General features: G+C 70.4%; 17 protein-coding genes and 3 tRNA genes. 3 read left to right on the top strand and 17 right to left on the bottom strand.

The window, feature by feature from the left end; all coding sequences use genetic code 11:
• Positions 1 to 276: 276 nt before the first annotated feature.
• From ABGB12_RS21155 to ABGB12_RS21130, 6 genes are all read right to left on the bottom strand, one after another.
• Positions 277 to 1095, bottom strand: coding sequence for an LppX_LprAFG lipoprotein (locus ABGB12_RS21155; protein ID WP_347680470.1), 819 nt, complete (start codon positions 1093 to 1095; stop codon positions 277 to 279).
• Positions 1096 to 1229: 134 nt separating this feature from the next.
• Positions 1230 to 1952, bottom strand: a complete 723-nt coding sequence (gene rplA, locus ABGB12_RS21150) for a 50S ribosomal protein L1 (protein ID WP_347680468.1) — start codon at positions 1950 to 1952, stop codon at positions 1230 to 1232.
• A 61-nt stretch (positions 1953 to 2013) separates the two neighbouring features.
• Complete coding sequence (gene rplK / locus ABGB12_RS21145) at positions 2014 to 2445, bottom strand: 50S ribosomal protein L11 (protein WP_347680466.1); 432 nt, start codon at positions 2443 to 2445, stop codon at positions 2014 to 2016.
• Between the two features lie 162 nt (positions 2446 to 2607).
• Positions 2608 to 3369 (bottom strand): transcription termination/antitermination protein NusG, encoded by a 762-nt coding sequence (gene nusG, locus ABGB12_RS21140; RefSeq protein ID WP_347680464.1) that lies wholly within the window; start codon positions 3367 to 3369, stop codon positions 2608 to 2610.
• 91 nt (positions 3370 to 3460) lie between these two features.
• Positions 3461 to 3706: a preprotein translocase subunit SecE gene (secE, locus tag ABGB12_RS21135; RefSeq protein ID WP_347680462.1), complete on the bottom strand. Its 246-nt coding sequence runs from the start codon at positions 3704 to 3706 to the stop codon at positions 3461 to 3463.
• A gap of 101 nt (positions 3707 to 3807) precedes the next feature.
• Positions 3808 to 3880: transfer RNA gene (locus ABGB12_RS21130), tRNA-Trp, on the bottom strand.
• A gap of 174 nt (positions 3881 to 4054) precedes the next feature.
• Between ABGB12_RS21130 and ABGB12_RS21125 the strand changes: the two genes are divergently transcribed.
• Positions 4055 to 5116: an adenosine deaminase gene (locus ABGB12_RS21125; RefSeq protein ID WP_347680460.1), complete on the top strand. Its 1062-nt coding sequence runs from the start codon at positions 4055 to 4057 to the stop codon at positions 5114 to 5116.
• Here the strand turns inward: ABGB12_RS21125 and ABGB12_RS21120 are convergent.
• The 8 genes from ABGB12_RS21120 to ABGB12_RS21085 form a co-directional block, all read right to left on the bottom strand.
• The gene (locus ABGB12_RS21120) at positions 5113 to 6186 is read right to left on the bottom strand and encodes a UDP-N-acetylmuramate dehydrogenase (RefSeq protein WP_347680458.1); all 1074 of its coding nucleotides are present in this window, start codon (positions 6184 to 6186) and stop codon (positions 5113 to 5115) included. The genes ABGB12_RS21125 and ABGB12_RS21120 overlap by 4 nt on opposite strands.
• A 97-nt stretch (positions 6187 to 6283) precedes the next feature.
• Positions 6284 to 6712 carry a MaoC family dehydratase gene (locus ABGB12_RS21115; RefSeq protein WP_347680456.1) on the bottom strand — a complete coding sequence of 143 codons (429 nt, stop codon included), beginning with the start codon at positions 6710 to 6712 and terminating at the stop codon, positions 6284 to 6286.
• Between the two features lies 1 nt (position 6713).
• Positions 6714 to 7151: a MaoC family dehydratase N-terminal domain-containing protein gene (locus tag ABGB12_RS21110; protein WP_347680454.1), complete on the bottom strand. Its 438-nt coding sequence runs from the start codon at positions 7149 to 7151 to the stop codon at positions 6714 to 6716.
• A 122-nt stretch (positions 7152 to 7273) separates the two neighbouring features.
• Positions 7274 to 7438, bottom strand: coding sequence for a 50S ribosomal protein L33 (rpmG, locus tag ABGB12_RS21105; protein WP_181616146.1), 165 nt, complete (start codon positions 7436 to 7438; stop codon positions 7274 to 7276).
• Between the two features lie 73 nt (positions 7439 to 7511).
• Positions 7512 to 7588: transfer RNA gene (locus ABGB12_RS21100), tRNA-Met, on the bottom strand.
• Positions 7589 to 7693: 105 nt separating this feature from the next.
• Positions 7694 to 7766: transfer RNA gene (locus ABGB12_RS21095), tRNA-Thr, on the bottom strand.
• 57 nt (positions 7767 to 7823) lie between these two features.
• Complete coding sequence (locus ABGB12_RS21090) at positions 7824 to 9329, bottom strand: alpha/beta hydrolase (RefSeq protein WP_347680451.1); 1506 nt, start codon at positions 9327 to 9329, stop codon at positions 7824 to 7826.
• A gap of 101 nt (positions 9330 to 9430) precedes the next feature.
• A complete protein-coding gene (locus ABGB12_RS21085; RefSeq protein ID WP_347680449.1) occupies positions 9431 to 10111 on the bottom strand; it encodes an FCD domain-containing protein in 681 nt (226 codons plus the stop codon).
• Positions 10112 to 10163: 52 nt separating this feature from the next.
• Here ABGB12_RS21085 and ABGB12_RS21080 point away from each other — a divergent pair, with 52 nt between their 5' ends.
• Positions 10164 to 11396: an MFS transporter gene (locus ABGB12_RS21080; protein ID WP_347680447.1), complete on the top strand. Its 1233-nt coding sequence runs from the start codon at positions 10164 to 10166 to the stop codon at positions 11394 to 11396.
• Here ABGB12_RS21080 and ABGB12_RS21075 read toward each other — a convergent pair.
• On the bottom strand, positions 11380 to 12525 hold the full coding sequence (locus tag ABGB12_RS21075) for a methyltransferase (protein ID WP_347680445.1): 1146 nt from the start codon (positions 12523 to 12525) through the stop codon (positions 11380 to 11382). The genes ABGB12_RS21080 and ABGB12_RS21075 overlap by 17 nt on opposite strands.
• Positions 12526 to 12619: 94 nt before the next feature.
• Here ABGB12_RS21075 and ABGB12_RS21070 point away from each other — a divergent pair, with 94 nt between their 5' ends.
• The gene (locus ABGB12_RS21070; RefSeq protein WP_347680443.1) at positions 12620 to 13015 is read left to right on the top strand and encodes a nuclear transport factor 2 family protein; all 396 of its coding nucleotides are present in this window, start codon (positions 12620 to 12622) and stop codon (positions 13013 to 13015) included.
• 42 nt (positions 13016 to 13057) lie between these two features.
• On the opposite strand, the gene ABGB12_RS21065 is transcribed toward ABGB12_RS21070, so the two are convergent.
• Both ABGB12_RS21065 and ABGB12_RS21060 read right to left on the bottom strand, forming a co-directional pair.
• Positions 13058 to 14527, bottom strand: a complete 1470-nt coding sequence (locus ABGB12_RS21065; RefSeq protein ID WP_347680441.1) for a dihydroorotase family protein — start codon at positions 14525 to 14527, stop codon at positions 13058 to 13060.
• Between the two features lie 47 nt (positions 14528 to 14574).
• Positions 14575 to 15777, bottom strand: coding sequence for a CoA transferase (locus ABGB12_RS21060; RefSeq protein WP_347680439.1), 1203 nt, complete (start codon positions 15775 to 15777; stop codon positions 14575 to 14577).
• Positions 15778 to 15894 lie beyond the last annotated feature (117 nt).

The following is a 15894-nucleotide window of genomic DNA, read 5'->3' as shown; positions in this document are numbered from 1 at the left end:
GATCCGCCGGACAAAGTTCCCTGAAACGCACAAAACGCCCCGGCGCAGATGCACACGGGACGTCACAGAACGGGAAATCACTGTGAAGCTCGGGTTCACCTACGCGGGCCGCCCTGAGTGTCTCAGGATCCTTCGGCTGCCATGCGGCAGCAACCAGCGGTCTTCGGCAATGAACAGACTACCCCCGACGACCGAGTGGTACAAACCCGAGCGGTACGAGCCCGGGAGTACGACCCGGTCGCCGGAAGCCGGCCCCCTCAGGGGACCCGACGTGGCCTACGGGAGCTTGATGTCGCCCACCTGGTCGGCCGGGGGCGCCGCCACCGAGACCGGCTTGCCGTAGTCGCGGAAGACGACCGTCACGTTGAACTGCTTGGCCTCCGACGTGGTCACCTTCGTGATGACCTTGCGCGGCAGCTGCTCACCGTCCACCCAGATGTCGAACCCGAGCTTCTCCGAGCCGTTGCTCAGCTGCTCGGCGGTCGCCCGCAGCTCGGGGTCGTACTCGGTCATCGACTTCTTGACGTCGACCGTGCCCTGGTAATGCGTGGTCTCCACACCGTCGATCTTCTCCGAGCCGACCTTCTTCACGTCGGTGGAGGAGGAGAGGATCCGGCTCAGCTTGCCCGGGTCGGCCTGGTCGACCTGCTTCAGCAGATCGTTCGGGTTGAAGCCCACCGCGTTCGCGGCCTCCCCCAGCGTGATCTTCATCCAGGGCTTGCCGGAGTTCAGGAACTGGCTCAGCTGGGAGTTCTGCACGTAGACGGTCTCGTCCAGCAGCACCACCCGGGTGCCGCCGGTTCCCACCGTCACCCCGCCGAAGGACAGCTGCTCCAGGTTCACCGAGAACGCCGGCGACGGCTTCATCCGGAACGCCCCGCTGCCCCGCACCGAACCCGAACCGTCGACCGTGAGGTCGGCGGTGAACGTCTCGACCTCCGCCGACCGGGTGGCCGTGCGGTCCAGAACCTGGGAGGCGCTCAGGTTGACCGTGTTGTCCGGGCCGTTGCCGGAGGCGGTGGTCTCCCCCTCACATGCCGTGAGGGACAGGAGGAGGACGGTGCCTGCCACGGCACCCGACGCGATCTTCATCATGTGCCCAGTCTCCCCTGTCGCCTATGTCCGTCACATCCCCCAGCGGAACCAACCTCGCCGCCGGAGCCATCAGACCTTAGACGGACGAAGGCCCCCGGGGGAATCCCCCGGAGGCCTTCGTCCGAACGCAGGACCTACGCGTTCGCCTCGTCCAGCTCGGCGGTGAAGCCGCGGGTCACGGTCGGGTCGACCGGGATGCCGGGCGCCATCGTCGAGGTGACCGTCACCTTCTTCAGGTAACGGCCCTTGGCCGCGGACGGCTTGAGCCGCAGGATCTCCTCGATCGCGGCGGCGTAGTTCTCCACCAGCTGGCGGTCGTCGAAGGACGCCTTGCCGATGATGAAGTGGAGGTTCGCGTGACGGTCCACGCGGAACTCGATCTTGCCGCCCTTGATCTCGGTGACGGCCTTGGCCACGTCCATCGTCACGGTGCCGGTCTTGGGGTTGGGCATGAGGCCACGCGGACCGAGCACCCGGCCCAGGCGACCGACCTTGCCCATCATGTCCGGGGTGGCGACGACCGCGTCGAAGTCCAGGAAACCGCCGGAGATCTGCTCGATCATGTCGTCGGCGCCCACGAAGTCGGCGCCGGCGGCCCGGGCCTCGTCCGCCTTCGCGCCACCGGCGATGACCAGCACGCGGGCGGTCTTACCGGTGCCGTGCGGCAGGTTCACGGTGCCGCGGACCATCTGGTCGGCCTTGCGCGGGTCGACGCCGAGGCGGGTGTTCACCTCGATGGTCGGGTCGAACTTGGTGACCGTGGTCTCCTTGGCGAGGCGCACCGCCGCCAGCGGCGTGTACAGCTCGTCCTTGTTGATCTTGTCTGCCGCGGCGCGGTAGCTCTTGCTGCGCTTCATGCTGCTCCCCTTTCCCGGGAGTTCGTGGTGCGGGCCGCGCGGGCCCTCCCACAGGAATGGACTACTTGACTTCGATGCCCATGGAGCGGGCGGTGCCGGCGATGATCTTCGCGGCGGCGTCGATGTCGTTGGCGTTGAGGTCCTTCATCTTGAACTCGGCGATCTCGCGGAGCTGGGCCTGCGTGATCGAGCCGACCTTGGTCTTGTGCGGGACCGCGGAGCCCTTGTCGATGCCGGCGGCCTTGAGGATCATCTGCGGGGCCGGCGGCGTCTTGGTGACGAAGGTGAACGAGCGGTCCTCGTAGATCGTGATCTCGACCGGGATCACGTTGCCGCGCTGGGCCTCGGTAGCGGCGTTGTACTGCTTGCAGAAGTCCATGATGTTGACGCCGTGCGGACCGAGCGCGGTACCGACGGGCGGCGCGGGGGTCGCGGCGCCGGCGTTCAGCTGGACCTTGACGACCGCGGAGATCTTCTTACGCTTCGGAGGCATGAGCCATCCCTTCGTTCCGTGTGCGTCGGCTCCGACTCCCGGATGACGGGCAACATCCCGGCCGGAACGTGAGCCGTGATGTTGGAGCCCTGTATGTGTTTCGAGACCTGCATAAAGCCCCCGCGCCGGAGCACGAGGGCGAATGCTTCTCCAGGATAGCCGCTAAATCTTGCTGACCTGGTTGAACGAGAGCTCGACCGGGGTCTCCCGGCCGAAGATGGAGACGAGCACCTTGAGCTTCTGGGTGTCGAGGTTGATCTCGTTGACCGTGGCGGGCAGCGTGGCGAAGGGGCCGTCCATGACGGTGACGGACTCGCCGACCTCGAAGTCGACGGTCGCGGCGACCTTGGTGGCCGCGGCCTTGGCGGCCGGGGTCTGCTCGGCGGGCTCGGGGGCCAGCAGCTTGGCGACCTCTTCGAGGCTGAGCGGGGACGGCTTGTTCGACAGGCCGACGAAGCCGGTGACGCCCGGGGTGTTGCGGACCGCGCCCCAGGACTCGTCGGTCAGGTCCATGCGCACCAGGATGTAGCCGGGCAGGACCTTCTCGTTGACCTTCTGCCGCTTGCCGCCCTTGATCTCGGTGACCTCGTGCTGGGGCACCTCGATCTGGAAGATGTAGTCCTCCATGTTGAGGGTGACGGTGCGGGTCTCGATGTTGCTCTTGACCCGGTTCTCGTAACCCGCGTAGGTGTGGACGACATACCACTCGCCCGCCTGCATGCGCAGCTCGCGCATGAACTCCTCGTGCGGGTCGACGGCGGCCTCGGCCTCGGCTTCTTCGCCCTGGGCCTCCTCGGCCGGGGTCTCCTCGGCCTCGACGCCCTCGGCGGGCTCGTTCTCGGAGGTCTCCTCCGCCTCCTCGGCCACCTGATCCGACAGCGGCTCCGGCTGGAGCTCGTCGTGGAACTGCGACGACTCGGACACGGCAGTGACTCTCTCTCTAGGTGACAACCTGGGTTGGAACGGTAACGGCTCTGTCCGCTGCGGGTCCGCCTGGGGCTTTCAGGATCCAGACTCAGCCGGCGAAGAGCGCGTAAATACCCTTCTGAATTCCCCAGTCGAGCAGAGTGACGATACCGATCATGAACAGCACGAACACCATCGAGACGATGGTGTAGTTGACCAGTTCCCTGCGGGTCGGCCAGATGACCTTACGGAGCTCGCCGACGACCTGACGGATGAACAGGAGGGGGCTGGTCCGCTTGCGCTTGGCCGGCTTTCCCTTGTCCTCGGTCGCGGCGTCGCGGGTCTCAGTCGCCATCTCACCCTCGTTCGGATTGATCGTCCGACACGGCACGTTCCGCCGCGCGTGTACTCACCTTATGCGTGCTCACGTGCAGCTGGGAACGTGAAGCTGCTCCGCAGGGCAAGAGGGACTCGAACCCCCAACCGCCGGTTTTGGAGACCGGAGCGCTACCAATTGCGCCATTGCCCTTCAGCGGGCGTGCTAGGAACACGCGCCACTAAGAAGAGAAGCATACGTGCCCGGACGCCTCACGTCGAACTGGAAGCCCCGCGTGTGGTCCCGAGTAGTCCTTCCGGATGGCTTCCGGGTGGTTCGTGAGCAGGTCGACAGAGTGAACGGAACCTGAACGGGCAGGATTGGGCAATGGAGAGCCGGGATCTGTCTCAACTGCCGAAAGCACACCTCCACCTGCACTTCACGGGGTCCATGCGGCACTCGACGCTGGTCGAGCTGGCCCTCCGCCACCGGGTCCAGCTGCCCGAGTCGCTGGTCTCGGAGTGGCCCCCGGCCCTGCGGGCCACCGACGAGCGCGGCTGGTTCCGCTTCCAGCGCCTGTACGACCTCGCCAGGTCGGTGCTGCAGACTCCCGAGGACCTGCGCAGGCTGGTGCGGGAGACGGCCGAGGACGAGGCGGTCGAGGGCTCTGGCTGGCTGGAGATCCAGGTGGACCCGTCCGGGTACGCCCACCGGTTCGGCGGGCTGACCCCGACCGTCGAGCTGGTGCTCGACGCGGTCCGGGAGGCCGAGCTGGCCACCGGGGTGGGCATCGGGGTGGTCATCGCGGCCAACCGCACCCGGCACCCGCTGGACGCCCGGACGCTGGCCCGGCTCGCCGTCCGGTACGCCGGGCGGGGCGTGGTCGGCTTCGGGCTCTCCAACGACGAGCGGCGCGGCAGGCCGTACGAGTTCGAGCGGGCGTTCCGCATCGCCAGGCGCGGCGGGCTGCTCTCGACGCCGCACGGCGGGGAGCTGCAGGGCCCCGAGTCCGTGCGCCCCTGCATCGACCTGCTGGGCGCCGACCGGATCGGGCACGGGGTGCGCTCGGTCGAGGATCCCCGGCTCGTGGAGAAGATCGCGGCCCGCGGCGTCACCCTGGAGGTCTGCCCCGCCTCGAACGTCTCGCTGGGGGTCGCCAGGAGCGTCGGGGAGGTCCCGGTCCGCCGCCTGTTCGAGGCGGGCGTGCCGATCGCGCTGGGGGCCGACGACCCGCTGCTGTTCGGCTCGCGGCTGACCGCCCAGTACGAGCTGGCCCGCAGCGAGCACGGTTTCACCGACGAGGAGCTGGCCGAGCTGGCGCGCTGCTCGATCCGGGGCTCGGCCGCCCCGCCCGGAGTGCGCAAACAGCTCCTCCAGGGCGTCGACGACTGGTTGGCCGGAGTCCCCCGACCCGTCGCCGCGGCGGGCGCCCCGGCCGCGTGGCTTTAGACCCCGGAGGCGCCGACGGGCTCGTCCTGCGAGTCCTCGAGCGAGAGCCCCACGAAGACGGGTTCGTTGACCAGGGTCACGCCGAAGGCCGCGCGGACCCCGGCCCGGATCTCGCGGGCGAGGGCCAGCAGGTCCCGCGCGGTGCCCTCGGGCCCCGGGTTGGTCAGGGCGAGGGTGTGCTTGGTCGACAGCCGGACCGGACCCCTGGCGTAGCCCTTGGCGAAGCCCGCCTTGTCGATCAGCCAGGCGGCGGAGGTCTTGGTGCGCCCCCCGGACTCGGGGAAGGCGGGGAAGCCCTCGGCCCGTTCGGACAGGAGCTTCAGCTCCTCCTCGGTGAGGATCGGGTTGGTGAAGAAGCTGCCGGCGCTGCGGGTGTCGGGGTCGTCGGGGTCCAGGACCATGCCCTTGCCCCGGCGCAGGGCCAGGACGGCGTCCCTGGCCTCCTGGAGGGGGACGGTGCCGCCGGGTTCCACGCCGAGCGTGCGCGCGAGCTCGGCGTACCTGATCGGCCGGGACTCGCCGGTCTCCTCGAGCCGGAAGGAGACGGACAGGACCACGTAGCGGTCGTCGCCCTTGAAGACGCTGTGCCGGTAGGAGAAGGCGCACTCGGCGGGCGTGAAGACGCGGACGCGCTGCTCCCGCCGGTCGTAGACGCGCACCTCGGCGACGGTCTCGGCGACGTCCTGCCCGTAGGCGCCGACGTTCTGGATGGGGGTGGCGCCGACCCGCCCGGGGATGCCCGACAGGCACTCGACGCCACAGAGGCCTTCGGCGACGACGCGGGCGACGAAGGCGTCCCACTCCTCGCCGGCCTGGGCCGTCACCAGCCCGTTCGAGATCGTCACACCGCGGGTGGCGACGCGGATGACGGTTCCGGGGAAGCCCTCGTCGCAGATCACGAGGTTGCTCCCGCCGCCGAGGATGAGGACGGGCTCCCCCGCCTCGTCGGCGGCGCGGACCTGTTCGATCAGCGCTTCCTCGGTGCTCGCCTCCACGAAGGTGCGGGCCGGCCCGCCCAGCCGCAGCGTGGTGTATCCGGCGAGCCTCACATCCTGGCAGCGCACGTTCATCCGAGCTCCCGTCCCTCCGGTCCGCCTGGCCGTCCGGTACATCTTCTCCGAAGCCGCGCGCGTCCGCCCCGGCGGGGGCGGACGCGCGGAGGGGCTCTCAGGCGAGCCGGACGACGGCCTTGGCCTGGCTGAGCACCTTCATGCCGCCGGCCTCGCGGGCGGTGAGGCCCACCACGACCTTGTTGTCCTCGAGCTTCTCCTCGACGACGCCGCTGATCTCGATGACGTTGCCGGTGTCGTAGGACACCGGGACCATGCCGGAGAAGCGCACGCCGTAGTCGAGGACGGCGCCGGGGTCGCCCGCCCAGTCGGTGACGAACCGGCCGCCCTGGGCCATGGTGAACATGCCGTGGGCGATCACGTCGGGCAGGCCGACGGCCTTGGCGAACTTCTCGTCCCAGTGGATGGGGTTGAAGTCGCCGGACGCGCCCGCGTACATCACCAGGTTGAGGCGCTTGACGGGGTAGGCCTGGGCCGGGATCTCGGTGCCGACCTCGACCTCGTCGTACTTCACGGTCGCCGCCATGTCAGGCCCCCCGTTCCACGATGGTGTTGTAGGAGGTCACCACGAGTTCTCCGGCGGAGTCCTTGACCTCGGTGACGATCTTGAGCAGGTGGTTGTTGCCCGCCTTGCGGATGTCGCCGATGACCGTCTCGCACACGAGGACGTCGCCGGCGACGACCGGCCGCACGTACTCGAAGCGCTGCTCGCCGTGGACGACCATGGCGTAGTTGAGGCCGAGCTCGGGGTCGGCCAGGGCGTCGCCGCCCAGGGAGATCACGATCGGGAAGGTCGGGGGCGCGATCACGTCCGGGTGCCCGGCGGCCTGGGCCGCCTCGGCGTCGCGGTAGATCGGGTTCCGGTCGCCGATCGCGTCGGCGAACTCGCGGATCTTCACCCGGGAGACCTCATAGGGAGGACTGGGCGGGAACTTGCGCCCGATGAAATCTGTGTTCAGTGCCATACCGATTCCTTCCGCGGGGAACTGGTCGCTCCTCCTGCTTACCGGCGTGAAGGTAACAGAACGACGTTCGGCCCGCTCCCGGTGGTACCGGTGAGCGGGCCGAACGGTGCAGGCGCGAAGTTCTATCGGGTCTCGCGGTGCGCCTGGTGGGTCCTGCAGTTGGGGCAGTACTTCTTCAGCTCCAGGCGATCCGGGTCGTTACGCCGGTTCTTCCGCGTGATGTAGTTGCGGTGCTTGCACTCCTGGCAGGCCAGCGTGATCTTCGGCCGAACGTCGGTGGCAGCCACGATGGAGTGCCTTTCTGCTAGGTATCGGGACAAACATCCTGCCCCAAGTCCCGGGGGGACTTGGGGAGCAGGTTGGTAGCGAGGGCCGGACTTGAACCGGCGACACAGCGATTATGAGCCGCTTGCTCTGCCTGACTGAGCTACCCCGCCATGACAAGCCGCTGACGGCCTCGTTAAGAGTACCTGAAGCCAGCCGCCTTACGAAACGCAGAACGCCCGAGCCCGATCGCGGGCCGGGCGTTCTTTCGTTTCTAGAGCCCCTTTACGGAATCGAACCGTAGACCTTCTCCTTACCATGGAGACGCTCTGCCGACTGAGCTAAAGGGGCTTGCGTCGTGCTCGCAGGGAAAACCATACACGCTCCGCGGGCAGTGCGCGAACCGGTTCAGTTCCGCCTCCCGGCCGGGACGTTCACGTGGTCCTCGCAGAGGGCGCCGGGGGCGGGCAGGCGCCCTTCCACCAGGAACCGGTCCACGATCCCGCGCGTGCACTCCCCCATCGGGTAGAAGCCGTGCCCTCCGGAGTCGTTGAGCACCAGGACGCTGCCGGGCAGCTCCCCGTACGCGCTCCTGGCCCAGTGGACCGGCGTCGCGGCGTCGTGCCGGTTGTGCACCAGCAGCAGGGGCGGTGCGCCGTCCGTCCGCACCGCCAGCCCCGCCTCGGGCAGGGAGGGGACGGGCCACCGGACGCAGGACTGCCGCTGGGCCTCGACCCGCCGGCCGAACAGCGGGGCCGCCCGCAGCGCGGCGCGGCCCGCGGCCCGGGCGGCTCGGGCGGTGCGCTCCTCGGGCCGCAGGTGGGGGCAGACGACCGCCTGGTAGCCGCCGGAGAGCGCCTCCCCGCCGGCGGCGCCGGGGATGACCGCGACCAGCAGCCGCAGGGGTCCGCTGTCGCCGCGCAGCGCGGCGGCGAGCGCCTCGGTGACCGCGGGCCAGGTCTCCTCCCGGTAGGTGGCCAGCTGGATCACCCGCAGCGCCTCGCGGCCGGTCACCAGGGCGCCCGGATCGGCGCCCAGCGGACCGTCGTCCTCGGTCCGGGAGATCAGCCGGTTCACCTTGGCCAGGGCCTCGGCGGGGTCGCCGCCGAGCGGGCAGCGGGGCCGTTGCGCGCAGCGTCCGACCATCACCCGGAAGGCGGTCTCGAAGCCCACGGCCTGGGCGGTCGGGTCGCCCGGCCAGCCGGCGGGGTCGACCACGGAGTCGAGGACCATCCGGCCCACCCGGGCCGGGAACAGGTGGGCGTAGAACCGGCCGAGGAGGGTGCCGTAGGAGGCCCCGTAGAAGTGCAGGCGCTCCTGCCCGAGGACGGCGCGCACCAGGTCCAGGTCCCGGGCCACCGAGGGCGTACGGACGTTGGGGAGCAGTTCTCCGGAGGCTTCCAGGCAGCTCTCGGCGAAAAGCGCGGCGCGGTCGGCGGGATTCTTCGCCCGGTCTGTTTCGGCGGTTCGCCGGGGGCTGGAACTGCGGCAGACGACGGGGGTGCTGGCTCCTACTCCGCGCGGGTCCATTCCGATGATGTCGTAACCGGCGCGCAATGCCGCGCTGAAGTAGCCGTGCGCGCCGAAGACGAATTCCAGTCCCGAGGAACCCGGTCCGCCCGGATTGGTGAGCAGCGCGCCGACGCGGCGGGCCGGGTCCGCGGCGGGCAGGCGGTTGAGCGAGACGCGGATGGTCCCGCCGTCCGGACGGGCGTAGTCCAGCGGGGCCTTGAGGGTCGCGCAGGAGAAGCGCCGGTCCTCGGCGCAGGGCGTCCAGACCGGTTTCTGGGTGTAGAAGCCGTAGAGCGGATCGTGACGCGGAAGGGTGGGGAGAAGGGCAGGCGGAACCGCGTGGACGGCCGGGGTGTAGGCCGCCGCCAGCCCTGACAGTGCCAGCCATAGCCGCATTCCCATGGAATTTTCCCTCAAAGCCGATCATGTGCGGACCAGCCATTAAGAGAGTGATTCCCCGGGACATTAGTGAAGGGCCCTGCCACGCCACCGGGGCCGGTAGATCATCGGGTCTCCCGGTCCTTGGAGGACTCCGGGAAGAAATGGGTGGCCTCCCTGGTGGCGGCCGCCGCGTCGCCGGCCCTGATCGCCTCGACCAGCCCGCCGTGGTCGACCTCCCGCCCGGGGACGAGCCCGGCGGTGAGGTGGTCGCGCAGCTCGTCGCGCAGCACCTCGCCGAGGTCGGCGTACAGGCCGGTCAGCGCCGCGTTGTGGGAGGCGGCGACGACGGCGTGGTGGAAGGCCGCGTCGGCCTGGACGAACCGCTCGGTGTCGCCCTCGCCCCAGGCGCGGTCGCGCTGTTCGAGCGCCTCCTGGAGCAGGGCGAGGTCCGCCTCGGTGCGGCGGACGGCGGCGAGCGCCGCGGCGGAGGCCTCCAGGGTCATGCGCAGCTCCCGGATGTCGGCGTGGCCGATCCCGGCGAAGCGGCGGCGCATGACGCCGGCGAGCTCGCTGGTGGCCGCCACGTAGGTGCCCGAGCCCTGCCGGATGTCCAGGAGCCCGTTGTGGGCCAGCGCCCGGACGGCCTCGCGCACGGTGCCGCGGGCCACGCCGAGCTGTTCGGCCAGTTCGGGCTCGATCGGGATGCGGGAGCCCACCGGCCAGCGGCCGGAGGTGATCTGTTCGCGGAGCTGCCCCACCACCTGCTCGAACAACGGGGTGCGCCGTGCGGCCGACAACGTCATACCGTCATCATCTCATTTCCATAATTCATCCAATGATTTTATGATCCGTCGTATGACCCCCCGTCGGCTGCCGCCGCACTCCCTCCCCCTCGTCCTGCTGGTCCTGCTCACTTCGCTGAACCTGCGCCCGGTCGCCACCACGGTCGGGCCCCTGCTTCCGGAGCTGCAGTCCTCACTGGGCATGGACGGCGTGCTCAGCGGGGTGCTGACCACCCTGCCGACCCTGTGCTTCGCCCTGTTCGGCCCGCTGGCGCCGGCCCTGTCCCGCCGGTTCGGGCCGGTGGCCGTGATCATGGCGGGGATGGCCTCGCTGACCGTCGGGCTCGCGGTCCGGGCGCTGGCCCCCGGAGCCTGGGTCTTCCTGCTGTTCACCATGCTCGCGATGGGCGGGGTGGCGGTGGCGAACGTGCTGCTGCCCGCGGTCGTCAGCCGCTCCTTCCCCGGCCGGGTCGAACGGATGACCGCGATGTACTCGACGGGCCTCACCGGCGGCGCCACCGTCGCCGCCGCCGCGGCGGTCCCGCTGGCCGCGGCGCTGGGCTCCTGGCGGTGGGGCCTGGGGATCTGGGCGCTGCTCTCGGCGGCGGCCCTGCTGAGCGCGGCCCGCAGCCGGGTCTCCCAGCCCGTGCACGCCCCCGCGCCGCACCGGCTGCCTCCGCTGAGGCACAGCCGGATCGCCCGCGGCATGGCCGTCTACCTGGCGGTGAACGCGACGACCGCCTACGCCGTCATGGGCTGGCTGCCGCGGATCTACCAGGACGCCGGGATCCCCGCCGGCACCGCCGGGGTGATGCTGGCCGTGGCGCTGGGCCTGGTCGTGCCGCTCACCCCCTTCCTGCCGGGGCTGATCGCCCGGCTGCCCGACCAGCGCCCGCTGGTGTGGGTGTTCTGCCTGAGCGCGCTGACCGCCTACGCCGGGCTGCTCCTGGCCCCCGGCGCGCTGGCCTGGCCGTGCGCTGTCCTGCTGGGGCTGGGCGGCGCGGGCTTCCCGCTGGCCCTCACCATGATCGGGCTGCGGGCCCGCTCCCAGGAGGGGGTGGCCCGGCTGTCCTCCTTCGCGCAGAGCCTCGGCTACCTGTTCTCCGTTCCCGGGCCGATGCTGATCGGCGTGCTCCACCAGCGGACCGGCGGCTGGGACGTCCCGATCGGGTTCCTGGCCGTGCTCCTGGTGCCGCAGCTGGCGCTGGGGCTGCACGCCGCCCGGCGCGGCACCGTCGAGGACGAACTGGCCGAGTGGGAGGAGCGGACGGGCAAGGGCGGCTCGCCGGTCAGCGTCCGCGCCTGACCGCGCGCAGGAGGACGAACTTGGGATTGCCCGCGACGGTCGAGCAGTTGCCGAAGATCCGGCGGAGCTTCACGTGGTAGCCCAGGTGCCGGTTGCCGACGACCCACAGCTCGCCGTCCGGCGCCAGGGCGCGCCTGGCCTCCTGGAACATGCGCCAGGCCGTGGCGTCGGTCGTGGCCTGGTGGGAGTGGAACGGCGGGTTGTTGAGGATGAGGTCGGCCGAGCCGGGCGCGACGGAGCCGAGCGCGTCCGCGGCGGTGAACACCGCCCGGTCGGCCTGCCCGTTGGCGCGGAAGGTGTCCTCGGCGGAGGCGACGGCCTGGTAGGACTCGTCGGTGCAGACGATCTCGGCGTCGGGGTGGGTCAGCGCGGCGGCCAGCCCGAGCACGCCGTTGCCGCAGCCCAGGTCGACGATCCTCCGCGCTCCCGGCAGCCGCGGCAGGTGCTCCAGGAGGAACCGGGTGCCGATGTCGAGCCGGTCGGAGCAGAAGACCCCGGCGTGGTTGACGACGGTGCGCCCCGAGACCGCTCCGATCCCCTCGGGCAGGGAGTAGCCGAGCGGCCAGGGGCCGGGCCCGGGGCCGAGGGACGGGTCGTGCGTCGCGAAGATCAGCCGCGCCTTCTTCATTGCCGGCGACGTCCGGGTGGGGCCGATGATCTCCTCGAACAGCCGCAGCGTGGAGGTGTGGATCTCCTTGACCATGCCCGTCCCCACCACCACGGTGCCCGGGTGCAGCGACGGGCGCAGCCTGTGGAGCTGGTCCTCCAGCAGCGCCAGGCTCTTGGGCACCCGCACCAGCAGGGTGTCCACCCGCTCCGGCGGGGCGTCCCGGGTGGTCAGGAGGGTCGCCGCCGCGGGCTCGTGCCCGGCCCTCAGCAGGTTCTCCCGGGTGGCGGAACGCGCCAGGAAGGAGTCGGAGATCTGCACGGGGCCGTGGGCGGCCAGCGCCGTCGTCAACGCCCCCCAGCGGTCCCCCAGGACGGCGAGGGCCCCCTGGGGCCCGCCCGTCTCGTCGAGGTGGCGCAGCAGATACTCGTCCGCCGCGTCCCAGGCGCGCAGCGGGTCCTGGGGGCGGTGGGGGAAGCGCGTGAGCTCCAGTTCCCCCGAAGCGGTCACCAGCCTGTTCATTCCCAGGAGGCTAACCGTTCCGAGCCCGGTGCCCGCCACATAAGATTCACACCGATTGCCTGCTTTACCCCCTATTGGCATTTATCGCAGTAAGGTGGCCGCCTTGCACCCGTTCCGTACCGCAGTGGAGAAGCAGGACCTGGACGCGGTCCGCGACCTGCTCGCCGAGGACGCGACCTTCCTGAGTCCCGTCGCCTTCAAGCCCTACCACGGCAAGGAGATGGTGTTCGCGATCCTCCGCGGGGCCATGCGGGTCTTCCAGGACTTCCACTACGTCAAGGAGATCGAGGACGGCGAGGAGCACGCCCTGGTCTTCAAGGCGCGGATCGACAACACCCAGATCCACGGGTGCGACTTCCTGACGATGAACGAGGACGGGCTCATCCAGGAGTTCTGCGTGATGCTCCGCCCGATGTCGGCGGTCCACGCGATGTCCGAGGCCATGCGCGTCCAGTTCGAGCTCATCGAGCAGGAGATGCGCGGCTGCTGACGGCCGGAGGAGCCTCCCCCGAGGCCCCTCCGTCCCTCCGGTTCAGTCCCGGGCGTAGGGGCGGGCCAGGTACCTGCCCGCCGGAGTGCCCACGACCTTGCCGTCCTCCAGGATCCGGATGCCGCGCAGGAAGGTGTCGGTGACCCTCGCGGTGAGCTCGAAGCCCTCGAACGGGGTGTACTCCTGGGTGGACTCGGAGTCCTCCGCCCGGACCGTCCAGGTGGCGTTCGGGTCGACCAGCGCGATGTCGGCGTCGTATCCGGCGGCCAGGACGCCCTTGCCGCGCAGGCCGTACCGGACCGCCGGGTTGTAGGAGCTCAGCGCCGCGATCCGGCCGTAGGAGACCCCCCGCTTGCGGCCCTCGGTGACCAGGCCCGGCAGCAGGTACTCCGCGCCGCCGAAACCGGACTTGGCGAGGAAGACGTCCTCGCGGTCGGAACCGAACTTGGCCTCGTCCCGGCAGCAGGCGTGGTCGCTGACGACCCAGTCGACGGTGCCGTCGGCCACGTACTCCCACAGGGCCTCGACGTCCTCGCGCGGGCGCAGCGGCGGGTTGACCTTCCCCCCGATGCCGCTGGCGGTCTCGATGTCGGCGAGCAGGTGGCCGACGGTGACCTCGCGGCGGAAGTCGATGTGCGGGAACGCCTTGGACATGCGCACCGCGGCGTCCACGGCCTTGCGGCCCGACAGGTGCAGCAGGTTGATCGTCGGCAGCCCGGTCTCGTGCGCCAGGTAGGAGGCGATCGAGACGGCCAGGCCCTCGGAGTGCGGCGGGCGGGAGGCGCTGTAGGCGGCCAGGCCGGACAGCTCGCCGGCCTCCTCCACCAGCCTGGTGTAGGCGGTCATGATCTCGGCGGTCTCGCAGTGCATCGACAACGAGATCTCGTCGGCCAGGTGCGGGAACCTCTCGCGGGCCGCCTGGACGCCGCGCATGACGAACTCGAAGTGCGCGTAGTCGTAGCGCTCGCCCTCGGGGATCATCAGGAATGAGTTCTGGTCGGCCGAGCGGCCGTGCAGCCCGTGGCCGCCGTAGAACATGAAGACCTTGAACGAGGTGACGCCGAACCGCTCCACCAGGTCCGGGATCTCCGCGATGTGGCCCTGGGACATCGGGGCGAGGTGGAAGGCGTAGTCGACGTACGCGCGGCCCTCGGAGGCGGCCAGGACCTCGGGGAAGAAGTCGGCGTACGGGCCGCCCTTGTTGAGGTAGTACTGGCCGGTGCGCATGTAGTTCAGCGCGGTCGTGACGCCGCCCTGCGCGCCGGCGCGGCTCTCGCTGACGGTGTCCTCGGCCAGCGGGTTGTAGATGCCCCAGTGCTGGTGGGCGTCCACGACGCCGGGGAAGGCGAGCTTCCCCTCGCCGTCCACGACCCGCGGCACGCCGGTCACGTCGATGCCGGGCGCCACCTGCGCGATCTTGCCGTCGCGTACCGCGATGTCCGCGGCGACCGGCTCGTCCTGGTCATGGTTGACGACCAGGACGTTCTTCACGACGAGCTCGAATCCGCTCACGTTCTGCTCCTGTCCTAGGATCCGCCGGGGGCTCCCGGGCCGCCGGGTCAGCTGATGATCTTCTTCTCGCGCAGGGCCGCCACCTTCGCGGCGTCGTAGCCGAGCTCCTCGGCCAGCACGGCGTCGGTGTCCGCGCCGTGCTCGCGGCCGGTGAACCGGATCCGCCCCGGGGTCCTCGACATCCGCCACATGACGTTGTGCATGAGCAGCCGGCCCAGGTCGGGGTCGGGGACCTCGGTGAGCATCCCGGTCCGCCTGACGTGCGGGTCCTCGACCAGGTCCCTGGCGTCGTAGACGGGCGCGACGGCGGCGCCGGCCTCGGTGAAGGCCTCGATCACCTCGGCCCGGGTCCGCGCGCCGATCCAGTCGCCGACGAGCCCGTCGAGCAGCTCGACGTGCTCGACGCGGCCCCGCCCGCTGGCGAACCAGGGCTCTTCGACGACCTCGGGGTGCCCCACGAGCCGCATGACGCGTTCGGCGATCGTCTGGGCGCTGGTGGACACGGCCAGCCAGTACCCGTCGGAGGTCCGGTAGGTGTTGCGCGGCGCGTTGTTGGTGGAGCGGTTGCCGTGCCGCATCTCCACGATCCCGAGCTGGTCGTAGACGGTCGGGGACGGTCCGACGGCCGTCATCAGCGGCTCCAGCAGGCTCATGTCGACGACCTGGCCGCGCTTGTCCGGCGACCTCTCCCGGTGGAACAGCGCCATCATCGCCGCCGAGGACGCCGCGATCCCGCAGACGCTGTCGGCCAGTCCGAACGCGGGGAGCGTCGGCGGCCCGTCCGGGTCGCCGGTGAGGTGGGCGAACCCGCTCATCGCCTCGGCGAGCGTCCCGAACCCGGCACGTGCCGCGTAGGGCCCCTCCTGCCCGAAGCCGGTGACCCTGACGATGACCAGCCCCGGGTTGGCCTCGTGCAGCCGCTCCGGCCCCAGGCCCCACTTCTCCAGGGTGCCCGGCCGGAAGTTCTCGATCAGGACGTCGGAGCGCTCCACCAGCCGCAGCAGCACCTCGGCGCCTTCGGGCTCCGACAGGGTGAGGCCGATCGTCCGCTTGTTGCGGGAGATCTCCTTCCACCACAGCGCGTGCCCGTCCTTGGACCTGCCGTGCCCCCGCATCCCGTCGGGCTTCGTCGGGTGCTCGATCTTCAGCACGTCGGCGCCGAAGTCCCCGAGGATCTGCGCGCACAGCGGTCCTGCCAGGATGGTCGAGACGTCCAGTACCCGCAGCCCCTCCAACGGCCCGTCCGGCATCCGCGCTCCCCCTCCGTCCGGAAACACCCCGGACGGTCGTTCCATCTATGGATACATCGTTATCTATGGCGAAACGATAGGGAGCGGCCGGAGCGTAGTCAACAGGCGCCCGGCACC

This window comes from Actinocorallia sp. B10E7, from assembly GCF_039871655.1.
GTDB lineage: Bacteria > Actinomycetota > Actinomycetes > Streptosporangiales > Streptosporangiaceae > Actinocorallia.
The sequence above is the reverse complement of the archived record's forward strand: the minus strand, read 5'-3'. Positions and strand labels throughout refer to the sequence as shown.